Source organism: Amycolatopsis sp. NPDC004625, from assembly GCF_040609695.1.
Lineage (GTDB): Bacteria > Actinomycetota > Actinomycetes > Mycobacteriales > Pseudonocardiaceae > Amycolatopsis.
This window is the reverse complement of sequence record NZ_JBEXKX010000025.1, coordinates 84,272-108,103: the sequence shown is the minus strand read 5'-3', so window position 1 is coordinate 108,103 and position 23,832 is coordinate 84,272. Positions and strand designations below refer to the sequence as shown.

Genomic DNA, 23,832 nt, shown 5'->3' with positions numbered 1-23,832 from the left:
TCATGACCGAGCCGGTGCACCAGGACGGCGTTGCGGCGGCTTGCGGGCCCCTGGCCCACGGCGAGGACGTCGCCGCGCACTTCCACGACTTCGGCCAGCTCAGGTACGCCGCCTCCGGGGCACTGGTCACCACGACCCGGGCCGGTACCTGGGTGGCGCCGGCGAACCGCATCACCTGGGTGCCGCCGTTCCACGTCCACAGCAGCCGCTCGCACGGCGAGACCGTGCTCCGGCTGCTCCGGGTTCCCGGCGCCCTGGCCGCGCGACTGCCGGCCCGGCCCTCGGTCTTCGCGGCCGGCGCGCTGCTGCGCGAGGCGTACCTCGCGGTGACGGAAGACCACGACCCGGCCGACGGTTCCCGCGTCCGGCTGCTGCTCGAGGTCGTCCTCACGGAGCTCGCCCGCGCCCCGCAGGAACCGCTGCGCCTCCCCGAGCCGGACGACCCGCGCCTCAAGGCCGTGACCGATCTGCTGCACGCCGACCCGGCCGGCCCGGCGACCCTGGCCGAGCTGGGGCACCGGACCGGCTCGAGCGAACGCACCCTCAGCCGCCTGTTCGGCAGCGAACTGTCGATGGGTTTCCGCCAGTGGCGGACGCTGCTGCGGGTTCAGCGGTCCCTGCTGGAACTGTGCGCGGGTGCCTCGGTCACCGACACGGCGATCCGGCTGGGCTGGGCGAATCCGGGCAGCTTCATCGAGGCCTTCACCGACCTCGTCGGCCAGACACCCGGTCGCTACCGCGCCGCGGCCCGCGTGGCGGCGGGTGCGCTCCCGGCGCTCTCGGCCTGATCAGTCACGCACCGCGTCCAGCGCCGCCTGCACCTCCTCGGCCCGCTCGGGCAGGCCGACGGCTCGCCACAGCCCGACCGCCAGGCTCAGGTGGTGCCGGGCCGCGGCAGCGTCGCCGAGTTCGCTTTCGAGCTCGCCGAGCTGCTGCCGGCACGCGGCCTCGTTGCTGCGGTCCCCGTTGAGGCGGAAGACGTGCGCCGCGCGCCGCAACGCCGAATCCGCCCGGGAGCGGTCACCAGCCTCCGCGTAGATGGCACCGAGCCGCTGGTCGGTGTAGGCGCCGCACCGTTCGTCGTTGATTTCGTTGAAGATCGTCAGCGCTTCGGTGAGGTCGCGCAGCGCGGCCGGGGTGTCGCCGATTCCCTGGTGGTACCGGCTGAGCGTGCGGAGGATCACCGCCTGCCGGTGCCGGTCGCCGAGCCGGCAGGCGATCCGGAGGCCGTCCTCGATCCACGAACCCGCGTCACCGGCACCCTGTTCGAAACCGATGATGCCGATGGCGGTCCGGATCTGCGCTTCCGCCTGCCGGTGCCCGGCGGCCACGACGTGGGCCAGCGCTTCCTTGTCGACGGTCAGCGCCGCGTCGAGTTCGCCGCGGACGCGGTGCACGGTGCCCAGGCTCGCCAGCGCGAGCCCTTCACCGCGCTGATCGCCGATGCCCCGGTACAGCTGGGCGCACCGGTGCAGGTCGTCGCGGGCTTCGGCCATTTCGTCGAGGTAGATGTGCACCTGGCCGAGCCCTTGCAGCAACGCCGCTTCCCCGTGGGCGTTGCCGGCCGCGCGGGCGGTGGCCAAGGCGATCTGGTGGCTGCGGTTCCAGTCCTGGTACAGGCTGCGGTGGTCGTAGTACGGCACCGCGGCGACCGCCAGCTCCCACGCCAGTTCGTCCAGCTCCCACTCGGCCGCGAGCTCGATCGCCCGCAGCAGCGTCCCGCGCTCGGCGTCGAACCAGGCGATGGGATCGACGACCGTGTGGTCCGGGGTCCAGCGCGGCGCGCGGCCCGGCGTGGGCCGGAACAGGCTGGGGTAGCACAGGTCGCGGGCTTGCTCGGCGAGGGCGAGCCAGGCGGAGAGGACCCGCTCCACCGCCGCCCGGCGTTCCTCGGCCGGGTATCGGTCCTGGGCGCCTTCCGACGCGTAGGCGCGCAGCAGGTCGTGCAGCCGGTATCGCGGCTGGCCGGCGCGGTCGGTCGTCACCAGGCGCACGAGGTAGGCGTCGACCAGAGTGTCGAGCACGTCGTCTCCGGCCGGGTGGCCGAGGAGCGGGCCGATCACCCACGCGGGGAGCGTTTCCGCGCCCAGCAGGCCCAGCAGCCGGAACGCCCGGACGGCTTCCCCGGGGAGCAGGCGCAGGCTCAGGTCGAAGTTGGCCCGCACGTCGAGGTCGCCGACCCGCAGCTCGCGCAGCCGCCGGGACTCGTCCTCCAGGCGTTCGCGCAGCACCTGCAGGGTCCACGCCCGCCGGCTCGCGAGCCTCGCGCCGGTGATCCGGATGGCCAGCGGAAGGCGTCCGCACAGCCGGACGATCGCGTCGGCCGGCTCCGGTTCCCGCTCGACCCGCTCCGCCCCGGCGATGCGGGCGAGCAGGTCGCGAGCGTCTCGGGCGGGCAGCACGTCCAGCTCGACGTGCTCGGCGCCGGCCAGGTCCGCCAGCCGGTGCCTGCTCGTGACCACCACCGCGCACCCGCCGGACGGCGGCAGCAGCGGCCGCACCTGCTGGGCGCCGGCGACGTCGTCGAGCAGCACGAGCATGCGGCGATCGGCCAGCCGCGACCGGTAGAGGGCGGCTCGTTCGTGCAGGCCCGGCGGCATGACCGCGTCCGTGACGCCGAGTGCGCGCAGCAGCTCGGCCAGCATCATCGCCGGGTCGCGCGGCACCGCGGAGGTGCCGGCGAGGTCCAGGTAGAGCTGGCCGTCGGGGAACGCGTCCCCCGCCTGGCGGAGCGCTCGCACGGCGAGTGCCGACTTCCCGGTCCCGGGCGCGCCGGCGACGACCACCACCCGGCGCTCGGCCAGCAGGTCCAGCAGCTCGTGCAGTGTCCCGGCGCGGCCGGTGAAGTCCGGGATGTCCGCGGGCAGCTGGGCGATCGGCCGCGGCTCTCCGGTCGCGGCCGCGACGTCGAGCGCCGGGTCGGCGCGCAGGATCTGGGCGTGCACGCGCTGCAGGCCGTGCCCGGGGTCGGCGCCGAGCTCCTCGGCCAGCAGGCGCCGGATGTCGTGGAACACGGCGAGCGCGTCGCCCTGGCGGCCGGTGCGGTAGAGCGCGAGCATCAGCAGTTCCCGCGCGCGTTCGCGGTACGGGTGCTCGTCGGCGAGCCGGGACAGCTCGGGAACGGCCAGTGCGTGTTCCCCGCGCAGCAGGTCGAGCTCGGCGAGGTCTTCCAGCGCGCCGAGGCGGTACTCCTCCAGCCGGAGGCGTTCGGTGGTGGCCGCCGGGGTGTCGAGGCCGCTGAAGGCGGGCCCGCGCCACAGCGTCATCGCCTCGGCGAGGTGCTGCCGGGCGGCGGTCAGGTCGCCGTCGCTCCGGGTTTCGCGGGCCCGGGCGAGCCGCGACGCGAACTGGGTGCTGTCGAGCTGGTCGGGCGCCACCCGCAGCAGGTACCCGGTGCCCTCCGTCCGCAGCGAGCCGTTGTCGAGCTCCAGCGACCTGCGTACCTCGCCGACGTACTTCTGGATGAGGTTGACCGCGCTCTTCGGCGGGCCGTCGTCCCAGGCACCTTCGATGATCTGCTCGCGGTCCACCCGCTGGTTCGCGTGCAGCAGCAGCACACCGAGCACCCGCAGGCACTTGCCGGACCCCACCTCGACCGGGTCCTCGCCACACCAGGCCGCGACCGGCCCCAGCACACCGAATCGGACATCAGGCATGCAACAAACCCCCCTCCCCGGGGCCGAGAGTACCTCCGACCTGCCACGTTCCGTAAGACTGCAGTGCGGCTGCAGTGAACGTTGCCAGGCTCCCGTTGCCAGCGAACACATGGTGACGAGAGGGAGATCAACCATGGCCAGCACCGCAGTCCGACACCCGGATCGAGCAGGTTCGGCGGTTCCGTCCACCCGCGTGAAGGCGGCCGCGGCCGTGACCGCGGCCGTGGCGGCGACCGTTCTGGCCGGGGCGCCGGTCGCCACCGCGGCACCAGCGGCGGATCCCAGCTCCGAGTTCCACCTCGAATACGGCGCGAGCTACGCCCTCGGCCACGTGCGGTGGCACCAGCGATCCGTCGACGTCGACTACTCGATCAAGGCCTACGGCTGCCGCCAGCTGATCGCGTACGGGTACGACGCCAACGGTGTGAAACGAGGGTCGGCCTACTCGTGGTGGGTCTGCGACACCACGTACACGGACACCATGAACGTGCCGGTGGACATCGCGGGCGGCCCGGCCTTCGTCAGGTTCTACTTCGTCGACGAGAACAACACCACGCTCGACACGGGGAAGTACCTCCACCCGTGAGCGGGACGGGGCCGGGCCGGGCGCCCGCCGAGCGCCCGGCCCGGCCCCGGCGAGTGCCCTAGCGGCGACCGAGGCCGCGGATCAGCACCATCACCGCGTCCCGCACCTCCGCGCGGGTCCGCTGCGGCCCGAACACCTGCCAGTCCAGCGCCACCACCAGCATCGTCCCGAACAGCCCGGCCGCCGCCGTCGGGATCTGCACGCCCTCCGGCAGGCGCCCTTGCGCGTCCAGGCGCGACAGCTGCTGCTTCACGATCGAGATGATCTCCTCGCGCAGCAGCGACAGCGTTCCGTGCCACTGTCCCGGCGTCCGCCACAGCTCGCTCACCAGGATCTGCGAGAACCCGGGGTACTGCGCGATGAACTCCAGCGTCGTGTCGACCTGCGCCTCGATCACGTCCAGCGGGTCACCGGCGGACACCGCGTCCCGCAGGCGACCGGCCAGCATGTCCACGCCGTACCGCAGGAGCGCGTCGACCAGGCCGTCCTTCGACCCGAAGTTGTAGTACACCGTGCCCTTCGCGACGCCCGCCGCCGCGGCGATGTCGTCGACGGTCAGGCCCACCAGGCCCCGGCTCTTCGAGAGCTCCAAAGTGGCCTCGAAGAGCTTCTGCTTCGTCCCGCCGCTCACAGGCTCAGCTCGGGCTTGAGGGCCGACACCGTCCAGACGCGACGCTTGCGGGCGGCCAGCGTCGACACCAGGATCCCGCCCACCAGGTACGCGAGCAGCACGCCGATGTCGCCGAGCAACCGGCCGGTCGAGGCGCCGCTGTAGAACAGGTGGCGGAAGCCGTCGATCGCGTAGCCCATCGGCAGCACCACGTGCAGCGGGTACAGCGCGTCCGGGATCGTCTGCCACGGGAACGTGCCGCCCGCGCTGACCAGCTGCAGCACCAGCAGCACCAGGCCGAGGAACTTGCCGACCGCGCCGAAGAAGGCGTTGAGCGCGTGCACCACCGAGGTGAACGTCAGCGACACCAGCATCGCGAACCCGATCGCTTCCAGCGGGTGGGCGATGTGGATGCCGACCAGCCAGGTCACCGCGCCGAACAGGACCACCACCTGCGCGATGCCCAGCAGCGCCGAGGACAGCCAGCCGCCGACCGCGACCCGGAACGGCGCCGCGCCCGCGGTCAGCGCGCGCGTCGAGAGCGGACGCAGGATCAGGAACAGCACGAACGCGCCGATCCAGGTGGCCAGCGAGATGAAGAACGGCGCGAGGCCGGCGCCGTACGTCCCCGCCGACGCCTCGCCGTTGGCGTTCACCGCCACCGGGTCGGCGATCGTGTTGGCCGTCGCGTTGCGGGTGGGGTCGTCGGGGTTCGGGATCTGCTGGAGCCCGGCCGCGAGCCCGTCACGCAGCTTCACTGCGCCGTCCGCCAGCTGGTTCGTGCCGGTGACCGCGGTCTTCTCGCCGTCGCTGAGCTGCGAAGCGCCGTCCTTCAGCTGGTTGGCGCCGTCGGACGCCTGCGCGATGCCGCTCGCCAGCTGCGGGGACGCCGCGGCGAGCTTGGCGGCGCCGTCGGACACCTGGCGGGCGCCGTCGGCCAGCTTCGCGAGGTCGCCGTTGGCCTGCTGGATCTTGCTGTTCGCCTGGTCGACGGGGGAGCGCAGCTGGTCGGCCTTCGCCAGGATCGCCTCCACCTGGGTCTCCGGGACACCCGCGCCGCGCAGGTCCGTCTGCAGCTGGCTGCGGTAGGAGTCGAGCTTGCCCTGGATGTCGGACGACGCCGTGGCGGCGATCGAGGCCGCGTCGGCGACCTTCTGGTCCCCGGCGGCCACCTGGGAAGCGCCGTTGGCGAGCTGCTGCGTCTGCGACGGTAGCGAAGCGGTGGCGCTCTTCAACGTCCCCAGGCCGGTGGCCAGGGTCGACGAGCCGTCGGACAGCTTGCCGGCGCCGTCGGCCAGTTTCTGCTGGCCCGTCTTGAGCTGCGTGGCGCCGTCGGCGAGCTGCGACGCGCCGTTCGACGCTTCCTGGATCTTGGCGTAGATCGTGGAGAAGCCGACCAGGAACCGGTCCGCGGCCTCGCTGCCGACCTTCTCCGCGATCGTCTTGCGCACCTGCTCGGCGACCTGCTTGGCGATCGTGCCGGACAGGTAGTTGTTGGCGTCGTTGGTGGTCAGCGTGATCGTCGCCTGCTGCGGCTGGAAGTTGCCGACCGACAGCAGCGCGGCGGAAAAGCCGCTGGGGATGCCGATCGCGAACGAGTACTTGTCGTCGCGGACGCCGTCACGGGCCTCCTGCTCGGACACCTCGTGCCACTGGAAGGTGCCGGACTTGACCAGCTCGTCGGTCACCTCGCGGCCGACGTTGCGCTGCTGGCCGCCGGCGTCCTTCGCGCCGGTGTCGCTGGTGAAGACGGCGGCGGGCAGCTTGTCGAGCCGGCCGTACGGGTCGTAGTTCGCGTAGAGGTAGAAGGACGCGTAGAGCAGCGGCACCAGCACGAGCGCGACCAGCGCGAGCTTCGGCAGGGTGCCGGTGGAGAGGCGGCGCAGCTCGTTGCGCGCGATCCGGAAGGCGTTCATTCGGGGTCTCCGTCAGTGCTCGCGGGGAGCTCTTCGGTGGGTTCGGGGGCGGCTGGGGGAGCACAGTGCTGCGGCTCGGGCTGCTCGGCCGCGCCGAGGACCGCGGGGGCGAACGGCAGCGCGGACAGCGGGGTCGTCGCGGTCAGCACGACCACGGCCAGGCCGCGCCCGGCCTGCTCGCGCGCCAGCTCCGCCCAGGTGCCGACGTCGCTGGTGTGCCGGTCGGGTGTGTCGAGGACGAGCAGGCGCACGCCCTTGCGCTCGGCGGCGAGCTCGGTGAGCAGCCGCGTGCGCAGGGCGGGGGTGAGGTTCTCGAAGCGCGTGCCGGCGAACGGCGCGGCGTCGTGCTCGCCGAGCCAGCGGGCGACGTCCTCCTTGCCCGCGGGGCGGTGCGCCAGCGCGAGTTCCTCGCCGACGACCACGCGCAGCGGCAGGGCGTCGTCCGGTTCGCTGACACCCGGGGCGTCGACGACGGCGACGAGCTCGGTCAGCGGGGCGTCGACGCCCTCGGCGTGCACGGTGCCGGTGGTCGGCTTCAGGCGGCCGGCCAGCGCGAGGCCGAACGCGGTGACGCCGACGCCGGGTTCGCCGTGCACGATCGCCAGGTCGCCCTCGCCGACGGTCAGCGAGGTGGGCGGTAACAAGGTGCCGTGGTGCCCTTCGAGGGACACCCGATCGGCTCGGACCTGCACGGTTTCTCCCGCTTCGAGAACTTTTGAACTGACCGGTCAGTTCAAAAACTAGTCCCCGGCGGGACCGGCGGCAAGATCACCGGACGCACGTCACACTTGTGGGTGGTTCACCGGAGCGCCGACGCCGGGCGCACCTCCCACGTCGTCCACAGGGGACGGTAGCCCTGCCGGTGCCAGAACACCGAAGACAGCGGGTTGGTCGGGTTGTAGTACAGGTACGTCCGGGTCGCCCCACCCCGGTGCAGCTCGCGGTGCACGTGCGCCATCAGCGCCCGGCCCCACCCGCCGCCGCGCTCGCCGGGTGCCGTCGCGACGTTGTTCACGTACCCCCAGCGCCCCGCCGGCAGCAGCTCGCCCGCTTCGGTGCCCGGCTCCGCGTCGATCCACGCGCAGTGCGCGAACGCGCGGAGCTCCCCGTCCGCTTCGGCCAGCCAGACCGGCGGCTCGTCCTCGGCCAGCGCCGCCCGCAGGGACGGCGCCAGCAGCTCGGCCGTGTTGTCCCGGCGGGGCGCCGCGACGAGCCCGGTGTAGTCGAACGTCGCCGCCGCCAGGTCCAGGGCCGCGGCGAAGTCGCCGGGGCCCGCCCGGCGGATCGTCCCGCCCGGCCCGGCCGCGGGCGGGGGAGCGGTCCGCACGCCGACCGCCGACAGCGGCACGAGCCCGTGGTCGAGGAACGCCCGGATCGCCTCGGCGTCCCGGCTGGGCCAGACGACCACGCACGCCGAGTCGGCCCCGGTCGCCTCGCCCGCGAGCCGGGCCTTGAGCGCCCGCAGCAGCAGGTCCGCGCCTTCGGTGCCGGTCGCGCCGAAGTACGGGAAGAGCTGCCAGGTGTCGGCGGCCGACCACAGCATCGGGACGTCGCCGGGCGCCAGCCGCTGCCGCTGCAGCACGCCGGTGACCTGCGTGCCGCCGGCGGTCGCCGCGTCCAGCCGCTCGCCCTCGGCCGGGGGCGCGGCGGGCGGCAGCAGCGCGTCGACCGCGGTGAACCGCGCCCGGTGGGCCGCGAGCAGCGGCTCGGCGATGTCCATGGTTCCCCCTCCGGGAGCGTGCGGTCAGGACCAGGCCGGGCGCCGGATCCACATGGTCCACAGTGGACGATAGCCCTGGCGGTGCCAGAACACCGGCGAAAGCGGGTTCGCCGGGTGGTAGAAGAGGAACGTCCCCCGCGTCCCGGGCCGGACCAGCTCCCGGTGCGCCACGGCCATCAGCGCCCGGCCGATGCCGCCGCCGCGGGCCGCGGGCGCGACCGACAGCGTGTCGACGTACCCCCAGTGGCCCGGCAGCAGCCGCCCGTGGAGGCTGTCGCCCGGCGCGGGCGAGGCGGGCGCGCAGGCGGCCATCCCGGACGGCACGCCGTCGGCCTCCGCCAGCCACACCAGCCCGCCGAACCGCAGCGAGCGGACGACTTCCGCGCGCAGCAGCGCCCGGGCGCCCGGGCGCGGCACCGCGGTGCCGACCAGCGACGTGTAGTGCCACTCCGCCAGCCGCAGCCCGGTCAGGGCCTCGACGTCGCCCTCGCCGGCGCGGCGGACGGTCACCGCCGCCGTCCCCGGCTCGCCCGGCGGGTCCGGCGGCCGGACCGCCAGGCACGTCATCGGCGCGAACCCGTGCGCCAGCAGCACCGCGGACGCCTCGGCGTCGCGGCTCGGCCAGGTCAGCGTGCAGCCCGAATCCGGGCCCGCCGGTGTCCCGCGCAGCCGGTTCCGCCACGCGCCCAGCAGCGCGGCGAGGCCGGCCGCGCCGCTGTCGCCGGGCACCGCGGTCAGGTCCCGGATCTCCGACGGCCCCCAGAGCGTCGGCCAGGACCCCGGCGCGTGCACGGCGTGCGTCAGCAGGCCGCCGGCCCGGCGCCCGCCCGCCGTCACCACCAGGGGCTCGCTCGACGCCGACGGCGGGGCCGCGATCGGCGGGAGCAGCGGGTCGAGCGCGGCGAACCGGGCGTTCTGCTGCGCTTCGAGGGAGTTCACGACCGGTGCGTACGGAAGATCGCGGTACCCGGGAAGAGCTTGCCGCGCAACGGGCTCCACTGGCCCCAGACCCGCGTGTGGCCCGCCGGCCACTCGGGCTCGACCAGGTCGGTGAGGGTGAACCCGGCGCCCGACAGCGCGCGCACGTAGTCGCCGAGGGTGTGGTGGTACTCGACGTAGGTCGCGGTGCCCTCGTCGTCGACCTCGACGTACGGCGTCCGGTCGAAGTACGGCTGCGTGACGGTGAGCCCCTGCGGGCCCGGGTCGTCGGGGAAGATCCACCGCATCGGGTGAGTCACCGAGAACACCCAGGGCGCGCCCGGCCGCAGCACCCGGTGCACCTCGGCGAACACCGCGTCCACCGACGCCACGAAGGGGATCGCGCCGAAGGCCGAGCAGGCCGCGTCGAAGCTGCCCGACGCCAGCGGCAGGTGCTCGGCGTTGGCCTGCACCAGCGGGACGGCGAGGCCGGTGCGCGCGTTGCCGTCGCGGGCGTGGCGCAGCATGCCGGCGGAGAGGTCGGTCGCCACGGCGTGCGCGCCCGCGGCCGTCAGCCAGCGCGCGCAGGCGGCCTGCCCGCAGCCGACCTCCAGCACGCGCTTGCCGCGGACGTCGCCGAGCAGCCGCGCGTCGGCCTCGCGGACGCCCTCCGGGCACCAGACGAAGTCGGTGTCGCCGAGGAACCCGCCGTGCTCGGCCTGGTAGTCGTCGGCGTCGGCGTCCCACCAGGCGAGGTTCGCGGCCGCGGCCTCGGCCCCGCCGACCTCGCGGTAGGCGACCGCCGCCGTGCCCAGCCGGTGCTCCGCGGCGTCGTGGCGCCCCGGCGCGGGCGCCTGCTCCGGTGGCATGATGGTGTCTCCGGTCCCGGTGGCCGCGTGCGGCTCCACCTGCGTCCTCGTGCGTGCGGTTTGCTTCCGCGAGGACCTTAGCGAGCCAGGGGGACCCTGATTGTGCCGCCTAGCGGCTGCCGCGTAGGATAAGTGTTAGCGCAGTGGGTTCGCGCTGCCTTCCGCTCAGCTTCTGGTTGGGACTCGGGGTCGCGCACCGTATGCGGGGTCATGCCGCGGTCGTTCACTGGTGGACGTTTGCTCGCAGGGTCGTCGCATGCGTTCGCCCATCGCGCCGACAACTGCCAACCCTCGATTCCCATCCACCGGAGCAACCCGCCTAATGACCACCGACACCGCCACCGCCCCGACCGCCCCCACCGGGCCCCAGCAGGTCGCCATCAACGACATCGGGTCGGAGGAAGACTTCCTCGCGGCGATCGACAAGACGATCAAGTACTTCAACGATGGCGACATCGTCGAAGGCACGATCGTCAAGGTCGACCGCGACGAGGTCCTGCTCGACATCGGCTACAAGACCGAGGGTGTCATCCCCTCGCGTGAGCTCTCCATCAAGCACGATGTCGACCCGGCTGAGGTTGTCACCGTCGGCGATGAGGTCGAAGCCCTGGTCCTCCAGAAGGAGGATAAGGAAGGCCGTCTGATCCTGTCCAAGAAGCGCGCGCAGTACGAGCGCGCCTGGGGCACGATCGAGGAGCTCAAGGAGAAGGACGAGCCCGTCAAGGGCACCGTCATCGAGGTCGTCAAGGGCGGCCTCATCCTGGACATCGGCCTGCGCGGCTTCCTCCCCGCGTCCCTGGTCGAGATGCGCCGCGTCCGCGACCTGCAGCCGTACGTCGGCCGCGAGCTCGAGGCGAAGATCATCGAGCTGGACAAGAACCGCAACAACGTGGTCCTGTCCCGCCGTGCCTACCTCGAGCAGACCCAGTCCGAGGTGCGCAGCGAGTTCCTCAACGCGCTCGCCAAGGGCCAGGTCCGCAAGGGCGTCGTGTCGTCCATCGTCAACTTCGGTGCCTTCGTGGACCTGGGTGGCGTCGACGGCCTGGTGCACGTTTCCGAGCTGTCCTGGAAGCACATCGACCACCCGTCCGAGGTCGTCGAGGTCGGCCAGGAGGTCACGGTCGAGGTTCTGGACGTCGACATGGACCGCGAGCGCGTCTCGCTGTCGCTGAAGGCGACCCAGGAAGACCCGTGGCGCCAGTTCGCCCGCACCCACGCGATCGGCCAGATCGTGCCGGGCAAGGTCACCAAGCTGGTTCCGTTCGGTGCGTTCGTGCGCGTCGAAGAGGGCATCGAGGGCCTGGTCCACATCTCCGAGCTGGCCGAGCGCCACGTGGAGATCCCGGAGCAGGTCGTCCAGGTCAACGGCGACGTCATGGTCAAGGTCATCGACATCGACCTCGAGCGCCGTCGCATCTCGCTGTCGCTGAAGCAGGCGAACGAGGGTGTCACGCCGGACACCGAGTTCGACCCGACCCAGTACGGCATGGCCGCCGAGTACGACGCCGAGGGCAACTACATCTACCCCGAAGGCTTCGACCCGGACACCCAGGAGTGGCAGGAAGGCTTCGACAAGCAGCGTGAGGAGTGGGAGCGCCAGTACGCCGAGGCGCACACTCGTTACGAGGCCCACATGAAGCAGGTCGTGAAGGCCGTCGAGGCCGACGCCGAAGCGGCGGCGGACGCGGCGACCGGCATCGAGGGTGGCGCGGAAAGCTACACCTCGGGCTCGGCCCCGGCCGACTCCAAGAGCAGCGGTGGCACCCTCGCCTCCGACGAGCAGCTCGCGGCGCTCCGCGAGAAGCTCTCCGGCGGTGCGTGAGCACTAGCTCTCTGAGCTGAACGACAGAACCCCCGGTCCCGAGCGGACCGGGGGTTCCGTCGTTTCCGGGGATCAGCGGTTGCGCAGGCCGAGGCCGGCCATCATCGCGCTGACGCCCAGCCGGTACATCTCCGCGTTGGCCTCTTCGGTCGGCGGGATGAACCAGTCCGCCAGCGGCCGCCGCGACGCCAGCATCAGTTCCGAGCCGACCAGGCCGTGCATGGTCGTCCACAGCTGGTAGGCCGTGGCGCGGGCGTCCACGCCCGGCGGGCAGACCCGCAGGACACGGGCGATGAAGAGGGAGAACGTCGTCCGCAGCACGGCGGACCGCAGCGCCGGATCGGGATCGAAGCCGGGCACCGGGCGCTCGAACATCAGCGCGTAGCGGGTCGGGCTCTCGCGGGCGAAGTGCCGGTACTCCAGCGCGAGGTGCAGCAGGTCCCCGACACCGTCCTCACTCGACGGCGGGAGGCCCTCCAGCAGCTCCCGCAGCGAGTCGAAAGTGCGCTCGTACAGGGCGTCGAGCAGGCCCGCGCGGCCGCCGAAGCGGGCGTACACCGAGAGCGTCGACGCGCCGGCCGCTTCGGCCACCCCGCGCACGGTCAGCCCCGGGACACCCCGGTTCACCAGCACCGACAAGGCGGCGTCGAGGTAGCGCTCACGGCCACCCTGGTCGGCCGGCCGCATCGGCAAGTGCCTGGTGGCCACGGCGCACCCCCTTCGCGGCAGCCCGGCGCAAGCGGCGTCCGGGTGACCCACCCGCTGCAGAAGATACGATATCCGCGGCGTCTTGGGAATGTTCCCCGATGTCCGGATCCGCCCCCGCCCCGACCCCCGGAGGACCGACGTCGATGGACCACCCCGAGCCCGGCACCGTCGTCGTCACCGCGAGTGGCGACGGCACCTACACGCAGCAGGTCACGACGGCGACCCACGAGCTCCTCGTCGACGAACCGGTCGCGGTCGGAGGCGCCGACGCCGGCCCGAACCCGTACGAGCTGCTGCTCGCGTCGCTGGGTTCGTGCACGGCGATCACGCTGCGGATGTACGCCGGCCGCAAGGGCATCCCGCTGACCCGCGCGACGATCCGGCTGCGCCACGACCGCATCCACGCCGAGGACTGCGCCAAGTGCGAAACCGAGCGGGGCATGCTGAGCCGGATCACCCGGGAGATCACCCTCGAAGGGGATCTCGACGACGACCAGCGCGCCCGGCTCATGCTGATCGCCGACAAGTGCCCGGTGCACCGGACCTTGTCGTCGGAGATCGCGATCGAGACGCGCGAAACCCGCCCTTAAGCGGCGCGCACGGCCACCGCGGCCGGGCTGACCGACGGCACCCAGATGCGTTCGAGCGCCGCGGCGCGGGCCTTGCGGCGGAGGCCGGCGAAGCTGTGCTTGGCCGGCACCAGCAGGGTGCTCAGCCAGGTCCGGCGGTAGTCCGCCAAGGCGTCGGCCACCGGGTGGTGACGGAGGCAGTGCACCAGCCCCGGCGTGCCGAGTCGGTGCCTCCCGGCGTGCTTGCTGTCCGCCATCGTTCCTCCGCGTGAGCGCTTTCGTCGCGGGCGACCGTACGCATTCGCGCGGGTCGGCGTGGGTAAGCAACACGGCGTGTCCGGATATCGGTTGAGTCACGCGCTCCGGGCGTGACTAGGGTGATCGGCATGTTGCGCGTGGGGTTGACGGGTGGGATCGGCGCCGGGAAGTCGACCGTGGCGAACCGGCTCGCCGAACACGGGGCCGTGCTGATCGACTCCGACCGGATCGCGCGGGAGGTGGTCGAGCCCGGGACCGAGGGACTCGCCCGGCTGACCGCCGAGTTCGGCCCGGAGATCCTGGCCGCGGACGGCTCGCTCGACCGGCCCGCGCTGGCCGCGAAGGCGTTCGCCGACGACGAGTCGCGACACCGGCTGAACGCGATCGTGCACCCTCTGGTCGGCGCCCGCACCGGGGAGCTGATGGCGGCCGCGAAGCCGGACGCGATCATCGTCCACGACATTCCCTTGCTGGTCGAAAACGGTCTCGCGACGGCGTACCACCTGGTCGTGGTGGTCGACGCCCCGGTCGAGGTGCGGGTGCGGCGGCTGGTGTCGGCGCGCGGCATGGCCGAAGCGGACGCGCGGGCGCGGATCCGGGCGCAGGCGAGCACCGAGCAGCGCCGTGCCGTCGCCGACGTCTGGCTCGACAACGGCGGTGCCGAAGACGCCGTGCTCGCCGAGGTCGACGCGCTGTGGGCGGATCGGCTGGTGCCGTTCGAGGCGAACGTCCGGCTGCGCCGGCCGCGGCCGCCGATGGCGCCGAAGGTCGCCGCCTACGACCTCACCTGGCCCGCCCAGGCCGAACGGGTGCTGGCCCGGGTCCGCGCCGCGGCGGGGCAGCTCGCCCGCCGCGCCGACCACATCGGGTCCACGGCCGTGCCCGGCCTGCCCGCCAAGGACATCCTCGACCTGCAGCTGACCGTGTCCACTTCGGACGACGCGGACGCGCTCGCGGAACTGCTGGCCGACGCCGGGTTCCCGCGGCTGGCGGGCGACTGGTGCGACGACGCCCAGGACGGCGCGGGGACGTGGCCCAAGCGCATGCACGTCGGCGCCGACCCGCGCCGCCCGGTCAACCTGCACGTCCGCTCGGCGGAGACGCCCGCGTGGCGGCTCGCCCTGCTCTTCCGCGACTACCTGCGCGCGAACCCGGACGAGCGCGACGACTACCGCGACGTGAAGCTGCGGCTGGCCGCGGCGCACGCCGCCGACCCCTCGTTCGAGGCGTACACCGACGAGAAGCAGGAGTTCGTCAACGGCGTGTTCGCCCGCGCGGAGAAGTGGGCGGCGGCCACCGGGTGGACGCCCTAAGCGCGCATGTCCCTGAGCTGCGGCCAGATTTCGGCCCAGCTGCCGGTCCGGCCGGTGAGCAGCCAGACCGGCATGTGCTCGCTTGCGTTGCGGAGACCGAGCCGGTTGCCCACCTCCCCGACGATCCTCGCGTCGCCGAAGTGCTTCGCGATCTTCGACGGGTCGTAGCCGACGAAGAGCACGCTGCGGGTGTCGTCGGCCGGACGGCCGAAGTACCAGAAGCCGCGGCTCGGGCTGGACGCCTCGGGCAGGCCGTGCTCGGGGCCGTACCGGCCGAGCGCGCCCGCCTGCCAGTACCCGCCGGTGACGATCGCCGTGTCCGGCGGCGCCGTCCGGTACAGCGTGGCGACACCGGCCGCCAGATCCGGCCAGCCGACCTCTTCGGCCGCGTAGGCGGGCCGCGGCGCGCCCGGGTGGTCGGCGAGCCAGTGCACGGGCCAGACCGGGAGCGTGTAGGGCAGGCTGAACAGAGCGGACAACGCGAACACCGGCCAGGTCGGAACCCACCGCCACCAGGCCGCGGGCTCCCGCGCTTCGAGGTGCACGGCGGCGGCCGCCCACAGCACGCCGAACATCCCGGCCGCGTAGTAGTACCGCCCGCTCGCGACCAGGAAGACCGCGACGACGCCCAGGGCCGTCCAGCCGAGGAACCGATAGGGCCGCAACTGCTTGCTCCCCAGCAGCACGGCGAGCCCGTAGACGACGCCGAGCGCGCCGATCACCCAGCCCGCGCCGGCCAGCAGGTTCGGCACGAAGCCCGCGCGGCCGCCCGCGGCGTCGACCTCGGCACCGACGGCGTCACCCATGCCGAGCTGCGGCCAGCCGTTCGCGCGCTGCCAGAGCAGCGTGGGCACCAGCGAACCGGCGGCGATCAGCGCGCCGAGCCAGAGCTTCGGGCGGCGCAGCAGCTCGCGGGGCCCGAAGGCGAGCACCGCGAGCCCGGCCACCACCCAGAACGCGGCGATGAGCAGCTTGCCGTTGAGCGCCACCGCCGTCACGACGCCGAGCCAGACCAGCAGGGTGTCGTCGCGGGTGCGGACCCAGCGGACCACGAGCCACAGCACGAGGGTCCACAGCAGCGGGTCGATCGTCGACGTCGCGAGGTAGTGGCCGCTGCCGACGAACTGGCCGCAGATCGCGTACGCCGCCGCGGCGCGGGCCTGCGCCTTCCGCTGCCCGCCGAGTTCTCGCGCGATCAACGCGGTGACGACGACGCCGGCGGCGGTGGCGGCGATCGCGGGCAGCCGGAACACCACGAGCGAGCCGGGGGCGAGGGTGTTCATGGCCCAGGCCAGCGCGGGCACGAGGGGCGGCTGGTCGGCGTACCCCCAGGCCAGGTGCTTGCCGGCGGCGAGGAAGTACAGCTCGTCGCCGAAGTAGCCGTAGCGGCCGGCGGTGAGCAGCAGCGCGGTGGCCGTGCCCGCCGCGAGCAGCAGGACCGGCAGCCGGGCGAACCGGGCGAGCTGGGCTTCGGCCTGGTCGGGGGCCGTGGCCACGGCGTCCATCGTGCTCCTGTTCCTCGTCGGCGCCGGTCTTCCCGCACCCTACGTGCGGGTCCGGCGCCGCCGGGGTCAGGGGTGCCGCCGCCAGGTCAGCGCGATGTCAAGGGTGGCCAGCCAGCCGGCGAGGTCGTAGCCGTGCGCGGCCAGCCCTTCGACGGCGGTGTAGGTGGTCTTGAGCGCGTACTCGGCGTCTTCGGCGGTGACCAGTCCCGATTCGAGGGCTTGCAGGAGCTCGTCGGTGTCGATCACCCGGAGGGAGAGCTTGTCCTTGAGCACGATGTCGACGTAGAGGTCGGTGGCGACCCAGCGCGGGCCGTCCCGGTGGACGCGGACGACGTCGAGGTAGAAGTCCTGGTCGCGTTCGTGGCCGGGGGAGAACCAGAAGTCGGTGAACCGGAGGCCGAGCCCGGGCACCAGCCAGGATTCGAGGTAGTGGAACTGCGCGCGGCCCGGCGTCGGGCGGGCGAGGTAGAGGCCGAACGGCTCCTCGCGGAACTCCTCGACCTCCCGCACGATGCCCTTGGGGTCGGTGTTCGCGCGGGCGGCGGGGTCGAAGACCTCGACCTTCGGGGGGTGCAGTGCGGCCATGCGGGTCATCCTGCCGGGCCGGTCACGAAACGCGAACTCCCGCCCCGGGCGTCACGCGTTCGGGCTAAGGTGCGCCGACCATCGGGGAATCGAGGGGGACTGGGGATGTTCGGGATCATCCGGCCGTGCCGCCACCGGCTGGCCGCCGGCCTGCACGCGGACTGGCAGGCGCACCTGTGCGGGCTCTGCCTCACGCTGCGCGACGAACACGGTCAGCTGGCCCGGGTGGTCACCAACTACGACGGCCTGATCATTTCGGTGCTGGTCGAGGCGCAGACACCCCGCGCGGACGGCCGGCGCGAAGCGGGCCCGTGCCCGTTGCGCGGCATGCGGACGGCGTCGGTGGCCCGCGGCGAAGGCGCCCAGCTGGCGGCGGCGGTGTCCCTGGTACTGGCGGCGGCGAAGATCGGCGACCACGTCGAGGACGGCGACGGCGCGTTCGGCCGCCGCCCGGTCGCCGCGGCGGCCCGCCGGGTGGCGGCCCGCTGGGCGTCGCAGGGCAGCCGCACGGGCGGGCAGGTGGGGTTCGACACGACGGTGCTGACGGAGGCGGTCTCGGGCCAGGCCGCGCTGGAGTCGTCGGTGCGCGTCGGTGATTCGCCGCTGGTGGCGACAGAGCCGGCCGAGCGAGCCACGGCGGCGGCCTTCGCCCGGACGGCGGAACTGGCGGGCCGCCCGGGAAACGCGGCCCCGCTGGCGGAGGCGGGCCGCCTGTTCGGCCGGGTGGCGCACTTGCTGGACGCGGTCGAGGACCACGCGGCGGACGCTTCGGCGGGAGCGTGGAACCCGCTCCTGGCGACGGGGACGGGCGTGGCGGAGGCCCGGCGGTTGTGCGACGACGCGGTGCTGGGGGTGGAGCTGGCGTTGCGGGAGGTGGAGTTCGCACAGCCGGCGCTGGTGCACGCGTTGCTGGTGCACGAGCTGCGACAGGCGGTCCGGCGCTCCTTTGGCCACGGCTCGGCCCATGGCCACGGCCACGGCTCGCGGTCGGGAACGGGCTCGTCCGTCGGCCACGACCTGCCGGCCGGGCACGGGTCGTCCGCCGGGCAATGCTCGCTGCCGGACCAGGACGTTCGGCAAGGCGGCGCAGCTGGGCAACAGCCGCCGCCCGGGTGGATCGGGCCGGGGCCGACGCCGCCGCAGCACCCGCACCAGCCGCCGGGGTGGATCGGGCCCGGGCCGGCGCCGCAGCCCGGCTGGGGCGGGTCCCCGCGGCCGCAGGGATTTCCGCCGCCGGGGCCGGTGCCGCCGCCGGGCGCACCCGGACCCGGCGGTCCGAACGGCCCCGGCGGCCGCGGCCCAGGTGGCCCCGGCGGACCCGGCGGGCCGGGCGGTCCAGGTGGCCCCGGCGGTCCCAACGGACCCGGCGGTCCAGGTGGTCCCGGCGGACCCGAGGACCCCGGCTCCGGCAAGCCCGGCCCGCACGACGGCAAGGGCGGCGGCCTCTGGTACCCCAAATTCGCCGTCCCCCCGAAGAAGCGCACCTTCTTCCTCGGCTGCGCCCTCACCCCCTACATGTGCTGCACCTGCCAGTTCTGCTGCCGCGATCCCTATCCTGGCCCGTGGAGCGGAAAACCGGTGACCACGTGCGACGGCTGCGGGGACTGTGGTGGCTGTGACGGTTGTTGCGACTGCTGCTCCTGTTGCGACTGCAGCTGCTGAGGGGAGCGGAACGATGACCGAACCGATGGCCGAACTCCACGACCGGGGCCGCGAGAACTTCGCCGGGCTCGTCGAAGGCGGGAAGGCGCGCCTCGACGCGCTCTTCGCCACCGTCCCGGCGCTCGGCGAGCTGGCCGTCGGCACGGTCTACGGCCACCTGCACGAACGCCCGGCGCTCGACGCCCGCACCCGCGAAGCCGCCACGCTGGCCGCGATCGTCGCCGCCGGGATGGTCGGGCCGCCGCTCAGCGTGCACCTCCGCACCGGGCTCGCCTCCGGGCTGTCTCCCGCGGAGGTGTGCGAAGTCGTCGTCCAGACCGCCGCGTTCGCCGGGTTCCCGCGGGCCGTTTCGGCCGCCGACCAGCTGAACCGCCTCTTCGAAGGCCACGGCCTCCCGATCCCGCCGCCGTCTTCGCCGCGCGAGGTCGTCCTCACGCACCTGGCGGCGCCGGACGGCGAGGTCGCCGAGGTGCTGGCGGAGTTCCCGCGCACCGAGGTCCAGGCGACCGGCCCCGACCGCGTGCTGGTCTCGTGCTTCGGCGACGACGCCGTCCCGGGCGCGGTCCTGCACTGCGCCGTCGACGGCCCGGATGTCACCTCGGTCACGGTGTTCCGGGCCCGCTGACCAGGGCCGACGGAAATTGTCGGTGGGTCGGCCTACTCTGGTCGACGTGGCTTTCGCAACCGAACACCCCGTCCTCGCCCAGTCCGACTTCCGGCCCGTCTCGGAGATCCCCCGGACCGGCGGCCGGTTCGAGGTGATCAGTGACTACCAGCCCGCCGGTGACCAGCCGGCGGCCATCGACGAGCTCGAACGCCGGGTCAGGGCGGGCGAGAAGGACGTCGTGCTGCTCGGCGCCACCGGCACCGGCAAGTCGGCGACGACGGCGTGGCTGATCGAGCGCGTCCAGCGGCCGACGCTGGTCATGGCGCCGAACAAGACCCTCGCCGCCCAGCTGGCGAACGAGCTGCGCGAGCTCTTCCCGCACAACGCGGTCGAGTACTTCGTCAGCTACTACGACTACTACCAGCCCGAGGCGTACATCGCGCAGACGGACACCTACATCGAGAAGGACTCGTCGATCAACGACGACGTCGAGCGGCTGCGGCACTCGGCAACGATGAACCTGCTGTCGCGGCGGGACGTCATCGTGGTCGCCAGTGTGTCCTGCATCTACGGCCTGGGCACGCCGCAGTCCTACCTCGACCGGTCGTCGAAGCTCGCCGTCGGCATGCAGCTGGACCGGGACGTCTTCCTGCGCGCGCTGGTCGACGTCCAGTACACGCGCAACGACATCGCCTTCGCCCGCGGGACGTTCCGCGCGCGCGGCGACACGGTCGAGATCATCCCGGCGTACGAGGAGCTCGCGATCCGCGTCGAGTTCTTCGGCGACGAGGTCGAGAAGCTCTACTACCTGCACCCGCTGACCGGCGACATCGTCAAGGAGGTCGACGAGGTCCGGATCTTCCCGGCGACGCACTACGTCGCCGGCCCGGAGCGGATGGAAAAGGCGATCCAGGGCATCGAGAAGGAACTCGAGGAGCGCCTGGCCGAGCTGGAGCGGCAGGGCAAGCTCCTGGAGGCGCAGCGGCTGCGGATGCGCACGGCCTACGACATCGAGATGATGCGCCAGGTCGGCTTCTGCTCCGGCATCGAGAACTACTCGCGCCACATCGACGGCCGCGGCGCCGGCACGGCGCCGGCGACGTTGATCGACTACTTCCCGGACGACTTCCTGCTGGTGATCGACGAGTCGCACCAGACCGTCCCGCAGATCGGCGGCATGTACGAAGGTGACATGTCCCGGAAGCGGAACCTGGTCGAGTACGGCTTCCGCCTGCCGAGCGCGGTCGACAACCGGCCGCTGACCTGGGAGGAGTTCTCCGACCGGATCGGCCAGACGGTGTACCTGTCGGCGACCCCGGGCCCGTACGAGATGGGCCAGGCGGGCGGCGAGTTCGTCGAGCAGGTGATCCGGCCGACGGGCCTGGTCGACCCGAAGGTGGTCGTGAAGCCGACCGAGGGTCAGATCGACGACCTGGTCCACGAGATCCGCGAGCGGGCGGACCGGGACGAGCGCGTCCTGGTCACCACGCTGACGAAGAAGATGGCCGAGGACCTGACGGATTATTTGCTGGAGCTGGGCATCCGCGTGCGCTACCTGCACTCGGAGGTCGACACGCTGCGCCGCGTGGAGCTGCTGCGCCAGCTGCGGGCGGGCGACTTCGACGTGCTGGTCGGCATCAACCTGCTGCGCGAGGGCCTCGACCTCCCGGAGGTCTCGCTGGTGGCGATCCTCGACGCGGACAAGGAGGGCTTCCTCCGCAGCGGAACGTCCTTGATCCAGACGATCGGCCGCGCGGCGCGCAACGTCTCGGGCGAGGTCCACATGTACGCGGACAAGATCACCGACTCGATGCAGCACGCGATCGAGGAGACAGACCGCCGCCGCGAAAAGCAGGTGGCGTACAACAAGGAGCGGGGCGTCGACCCCCAGCCGCTGCGCAAGAAGATCGCGGACATCCTCGACCGCGTGTACAGCGAAGCGGAGGATACGGAACAGGTCTCGGTGGGCGGCTCGGGCCGCAACTCCTCGCGCGGCAAGAAGCCCGAGCAGGGCGACCGGGTCCGCAGCTCCGGAATGCTGGTGGACAAGGACGTGTCGGCGATGCCCCGCGCCCAGCTGGCCGACCTGATCCAGCAGATGACCGACCAGATGATGCAGGCAGCCCGCGACCTGCAGTTCGAGCTGGCAGCGCGCCTGCGAGACGAGATCTCGGACCTGAAGAAGGAGCTGAGGGGCATGGACGCGGCCGGCATCAAGTAGCCCGGCGGGTTGCCCCGAGCCGCGCCGCGCGGGCCGGGGCAGGGTCGGCCAGACGGGCCGCAAGGGCTGCTCGCGAGCCGTGGCAAGAGGAGGACCGGCAGCCAGACCCCGCCCTGCATCCCGATCCGAAGCCCCCACACGGCCGGTGGTGCCGGGTCAAGGCACGCTTTCCCGCCTTGACGCGGTACCACCGGCCGTAGTCACAATGGGCGATCGGGATGAAGGGCCTCCCCAACGCGGGATGACCGACAGCGGGACCAACGGCCGCCAGCGCAAGTCAACCCGATCGGGTGCCCGGCGAACCATTCATGAGCCCGAGGGCTACTCCGGAGCCGGAGCGTTCTCGTCCGCCTGCAGCATCCCGAAAACGTTCCCCTCCGTATCCTTGCAATAAGCCAGCCACCCCACCCCGGGCACCGGGTTCTTCGGCAAGGCCAACGTCCCCCCGGCCCGGTTCACCTCCCCCAGCGCACGATCCAGATCCCCCACGTCGATCGTGTTCACGAACCCGTGCACCGGCGCCGAAGCCTCCGGCGCCGGTCCCTGCCGGGGGAGCAACCCCCCGTCGATCCCGGCACCTTCGCCCGTGGTGATCATCCAGTACGGCACATCACCCCAGCGTTCGAACTTCCACCCGAACACCGCCGTGTAGAACGCCACCGCACGTTCGGGGTCGCCCGCGTGGATCTCGAAATGGACGGGACGAGGCATGCGCGCCTCCTCAGGCCGGGCCGTCAGGTGTGGTGAGAGTACGCCCGGCCTGAGAAAAGTTACAGTCGCGCGCGGGGCGTCAGGTCCGCGTCGAAGTCCGGGAAGCCCGCCGGGGCCGAGCGGGAAGCCAGCGGAGCGGCCGGGGGCAGGCCCGCCCACCGCCGGACCGTTGCCGTCGCCGCGGTGGCCTCGGCCGGGGCCAGCTGGGCGATCTTCGATCCGTGGTTGCCGCCCTGGACGTAGTAGCGGTACGAGTCGCGGCTGCCGAAGCCGAGCTCGAACGGCTCCGCGCCCCACGGGTCGTTCGAGCCGTACACGAACAGCAGCCGCGTGCCGCGGGACTTCACCCAGAAGTCGATGTCCGGCATCGCCAGGTAGTCGAAACGCGGCATCCGGATCGACGAAGGCACGAACGTCCTGGGCTGGTCCGCGCCCGGGTAGCGCAGCAGGTCGCGGAGGTAGCCGTCGTACGCCTCGGGGGACCCCAGCTGGACCGCCGCCTGGTAGTAGTACGGGATGTAGGGCGCCAGGTCCTGGTCGGAGTAGGTGTTGAGGCTCTCCACCTTCTCGTACCAGGCGTAGACGTCGGCCGCCGGTGCTCCCGGGGCCGGGACCGTCGCGCAGTCCGACTGCTTCTGGTACTGCCAGAACGCGAAGTACGAGTCGATCACCGAAATCTCGAGGGACTTGTCCGCCGATCCGACGATCGAGAACGTCAGCCCGCGCTGCGCCGCGTCCGCCGCGGCGATCGCGCCCAGCTCGTCACGCCGCTTCAGCGCGTCGCGCTGGATGGCCTTCAGCGCGGCGCGGCACGCCGGATCGTCGCCCACGCGGGACAGGAACTTGTTGTACACGTCGATCGGGTCGATGACGTCGTTGGGCGCGACGTACGGGATCGTCGCGTCGACGTCGTCGGGGTAGAAGCGCCGGAAGTACGTCGCGGTCATGCCGCCCTTGCTGCCGCCCGTGGCCAGCCACTTGCCCGGGTAGATCGCCTTGAACGCCTGCACCGCGCGGTGCTCGTCCGCGGCGGCCTGCCAGATCGTCAGCTGCTTCGCCCAGTTCTCCGGCTCCGGCCGCGAAGGCGTGAAGTAGCGGTACTCCATCGAAAGCTGGTTGCCGTCGACGATCTGCGTCGGCTCGGCCCGGTTGGGGGCGCTGCCGACGTTGTAGCCGCTCGTGTAGGCGACCGTCGGGGCGGCGAAGTCCCGGTGCAGCAGGGTGAACCGCTGCTGGAACGTGCCGGCCTCGGGGTGGCGGTGGTCGGCGGGCTGGGTGTAGGTCAGCTTGAAGAACCGGAACCCGGCCGGCGCCGCGTCCTCCGACACGATGGTCAGCCCCGGGATCCGCTGCAGCTCCGTCTTGATGTCGGGCGCCGCCGCGGCCGCCGGCGCCAGGCCGGCCAGCGCGAGCAGGACCGCACCGGCGGTGAAAAGTCTGCGCATCGAGCACCCTCCCCGGGTCGGAACTCTCCGTGGGACCCTCACAGAACCGGCCCGGGTCGGCAATCGGCTGTCCGGGCGCAGAATCGGTCAGGATCCGACTTTCGGCGGGTGGCGCGGCACCGGGGCGGGCGTCCTCCGGTGTGCGCAGCCG

The 23,832-nt window shown here is 72.7% G+C and carries 21 protein-coding genes; 8 read left to right on the top strand and 13 right to left on the bottom strand.

Annotated features, from left to right (window positions below; all coding sequences use genetic code 11):
• The first annotated feature begins 2 nt into the window (after nt 1-2).
• Nucleotides 3-788 (top strand): helix-turn-helix transcriptional regulator, encoded by a 786-nt coding sequence (locus ABZW17_RS27050; RefSeq protein ID WP_354819882.1) that lies wholly within the window; start codon nt 3-5, stop codon nt 786-788.
• Here ABZW17_RS27050 and ABZW17_RS27045 read toward each other — a convergent pair whose 3' ends face one another.
• Nucleotides 789-3,656, bottom strand: a complete 2,868-nt coding sequence (locus tag ABZW17_RS27045) for a BTAD domain-containing putative transcriptional regulator (protein WP_354819879.1) — start codon at nt 3,654-3,656, stop codon at nt 789-791.
• A gap of 133 nt (nt 3,657-3,789) precedes the next feature.
• On the opposite strand from ABZW17_RS27045, the gene ABZW17_RS27040 reads away from it, so the two are divergent.
• Nucleotides 3,790-4,242: a hypothetical protein gene (locus ABZW17_RS27040; RefSeq protein WP_354819876.1), complete on the top strand. Its 453-nt coding sequence runs from the start codon at nt 3,790-3,792 to the stop codon at nt 4,240-4,242.
• A 58-nt stretch (nt 4,243-4,300) separates the two neighbouring features.
• Here ABZW17_RS27040 and ABZW17_RS27035 read toward each other — a convergent pair whose 3' ends face one another.
• The 6 genes from ABZW17_RS27035 to ABZW17_RS27010 all read right to left on the bottom strand — a co-directional run bounded on the left by ABZW17_RS27035 (nt 4,301) and on the right by ABZW17_RS27010 (nt 10,275).
• Complete coding sequence (locus ABZW17_RS27035; RefSeq protein WP_354819873.1) at nt 4,301-4,873, bottom strand: TetR/AcrR family transcriptional regulator; 573 nt, start codon at nt 4,871-4,873, stop codon at nt 4,301-4,303.
• Nucleotides 4,870-6,768, bottom strand: a complete 1,899-nt coding sequence (locus ABZW17_RS27030; RefSeq protein ID WP_354819870.1) for a YhgE/Pip domain-containing protein — start codon at nt 6,766-6,768, stop codon at nt 4,870-4,872. Before ABZW17_RS27030 ends, ABZW17_RS27035 begins: the two co-directional genes overlap by 4 nt.
• Nucleotides 6,765-7,460: an ABC transporter ATP-binding protein gene (locus ABZW17_RS27025; RefSeq protein WP_354819867.1), complete on the bottom strand. Its 696-nt coding sequence runs from the start codon at nt 7,458-7,460 to the stop codon at nt 6,765-6,767. Before ABZW17_RS27025 ends, ABZW17_RS27030 begins: the two co-directional genes overlap by 4 nt.
• Nucleotides 7,461-7,567: 107 nt before the next feature.
• On the bottom strand, nt 7,568-8,488 hold the full coding sequence (locus ABZW17_RS27020; protein ID WP_354819864.1) for a GNAT family N-acetyltransferase: 921 nt from the start codon (nt 8,486-8,488) through the stop codon (nt 7,568-7,570).
• A gap of 24 nt (nt 8,489-8,512) precedes the next feature.
• Complete coding sequence (locus ABZW17_RS27015) at nt 8,513-9,427, bottom strand: GNAT family N-acetyltransferase (protein WP_354819861.1); 915 nt, start codon at nt 9,425-9,427, stop codon at nt 8,513-8,515.
• Nucleotides 9,424-10,275 (bottom strand): class I SAM-dependent methyltransferase, encoded by an 852-nt coding sequence (locus ABZW17_RS27010; protein WP_354819858.1) that lies wholly within the window; start codon nt 10,273-10,275, stop codon nt 9,424-9,426. Before ABZW17_RS27010 ends, ABZW17_RS27015 begins: the two co-directional genes overlap by 4 nt.
• A 322-nt stretch (nt 10,276-10,597) precedes the next feature.
• Between ABZW17_RS27010 and rpsA the strand changes: the two genes are divergently transcribed.
• Complete coding sequence (rpsA, locus tag ABZW17_RS27005; protein ID WP_354819855.1) at nt 10,598-12,097, top strand: 30S ribosomal protein S1; 1,500 nt, start codon at nt 10,598-10,600, stop codon at nt 12,095-12,097.
• Between the two features lie 72 nt (nt 12,098-12,169).
• On the opposite strand, the gene ABZW17_RS27000 is transcribed toward rpsA, so the two are convergent.
• Nucleotides 12,170-12,784: a TetR/AcrR family transcriptional regulator gene (locus ABZW17_RS27000; RefSeq protein WP_354819982.1), complete on the bottom strand. Its 615-nt coding sequence runs from the start codon at nt 12,782-12,784 to the stop codon at nt 12,170-12,172.
• Nucleotides 12,785-12,948: 164 nt separating this feature from the next.
• On the opposite strand from ABZW17_RS27000, the gene ABZW17_RS26995 reads away from it, so the two are divergent.
• Complete coding sequence (locus ABZW17_RS26995; RefSeq protein WP_354819852.1) at nt 12,949-13,395, top strand: OsmC family protein; 447 nt, start codon at nt 12,949-12,951, stop codon at nt 13,393-13,395.
• Here ABZW17_RS26995 and ABZW17_RS26990 read toward each other — a convergent pair.
• On the bottom strand, nt 13,392-13,631 hold the full coding sequence (locus ABZW17_RS26990) for a hypothetical protein (protein ID WP_354819849.1): 240 nt from the start codon (nt 13,629-13,631) through the stop codon (nt 13,392-13,394). The genes ABZW17_RS26995 and ABZW17_RS26990 overlap by 4 nt on opposite strands.
• 129 nt (nt 13,632-13,760) lie before the next feature.
• Here ABZW17_RS26990 and coaE point away from each other — a divergent pair, with 129 nt between their 5' ends.
• Entirely contained in the window at nt 13,761-14,945 is a 1,185-nt protein-coding gene (gene coaE, locus ABZW17_RS26985) for a dephospho-CoA kinase (protein WP_354819846.1), read from the top strand.
• On the opposite strand, the gene ABZW17_RS26980 is transcribed toward coaE, so the two are convergent.
• Together ABZW17_RS26980 and ABZW17_RS26975 are read right to left on the bottom strand one after the other, a co-directional pair.
• Nucleotides 14,942-16,450, bottom strand: a complete 1,509-nt coding sequence (locus ABZW17_RS26980; protein WP_354819843.1) for a glycosyltransferase family 39 protein — start codon at nt 16,448-16,450, stop codon at nt 14,942-14,944. The genes coaE and ABZW17_RS26980 overlap by 4 nt on opposite strands.
• 66 nt (nt 16,451-16,516) lie before the next feature.
• Nucleotides 16,517-17,035 (bottom strand): DUF402 domain-containing protein, encoded by a 519-nt coding sequence (locus ABZW17_RS26975; RefSeq protein ID WP_354819840.1) that lies wholly within the window; start codon nt 17,033-17,035, stop codon nt 16,517-16,519.
• 105 nt (nt 17,036-17,140) lie between these two features.
• Here ABZW17_RS26975 and ABZW17_RS26970 point away from each other — a divergent pair, with 105 nt between their 5' ends.
• From ABZW17_RS26970 to uvrB, 3 genes are read left to right on the top strand one after another with little or no spacing between them, the layout of a single operon-like run.
• The gene (locus ABZW17_RS26970; RefSeq protein WP_354819837.1) at nt 17,141-18,697 is read left to right on the top strand and encodes a DUF5685 family protein; all 1,557 of its coding nucleotides are present in this window, start codon (nt 17,141-17,143) and stop codon (nt 18,695-18,697) included.
• 13 nt (nt 18,698-18,710) lie between these two features.
• Nucleotides 18,711-19,322, top strand: coding sequence for a carboxymuconolactone decarboxylase family protein (locus ABZW17_RS26965; protein ID WP_354819834.1), 612 nt, complete (start codon nt 18,711-18,713; stop codon nt 19,320-19,322).
• A 46-nt stretch (nt 19,323-19,368) separates the two neighbouring features.
• On the top strand, nt 19,369-21,525 hold the full coding sequence (uvrB, locus tag ABZW17_RS26960; protein ID WP_354819831.1) for an excinuclease ABC subunit UvrB: 2,157 nt from the start codon (nt 19,369-19,371) through the stop codon (nt 21,523-21,525).
• Nucleotides 21,526-21,846: 321 nt separating this feature from the next.
• Here uvrB and ABZW17_RS26955 read toward each other — a convergent pair whose 3' ends face one another.
• Nucleotides 21,847-22,236: a VOC family protein gene (locus tag ABZW17_RS26955; RefSeq protein WP_354819829.1), complete on the bottom strand. Its 390-nt coding sequence runs from the start codon at nt 22,234-22,236 to the stop codon at nt 21,847-21,849.
• A gap of 59 nt (nt 22,237-22,295) precedes the next feature.
• Nucleotides 22,296-23,681 (bottom strand): S28 family serine protease, encoded by a 1,386-nt coding sequence (locus tag ABZW17_RS26950; protein ID WP_354819826.1) that lies wholly within the window; start codon nt 23,679-23,681, stop codon nt 22,296-22,298.
• Between the last annotated feature and the right edge of the window lie 151 nt (nt 23,682-23,832).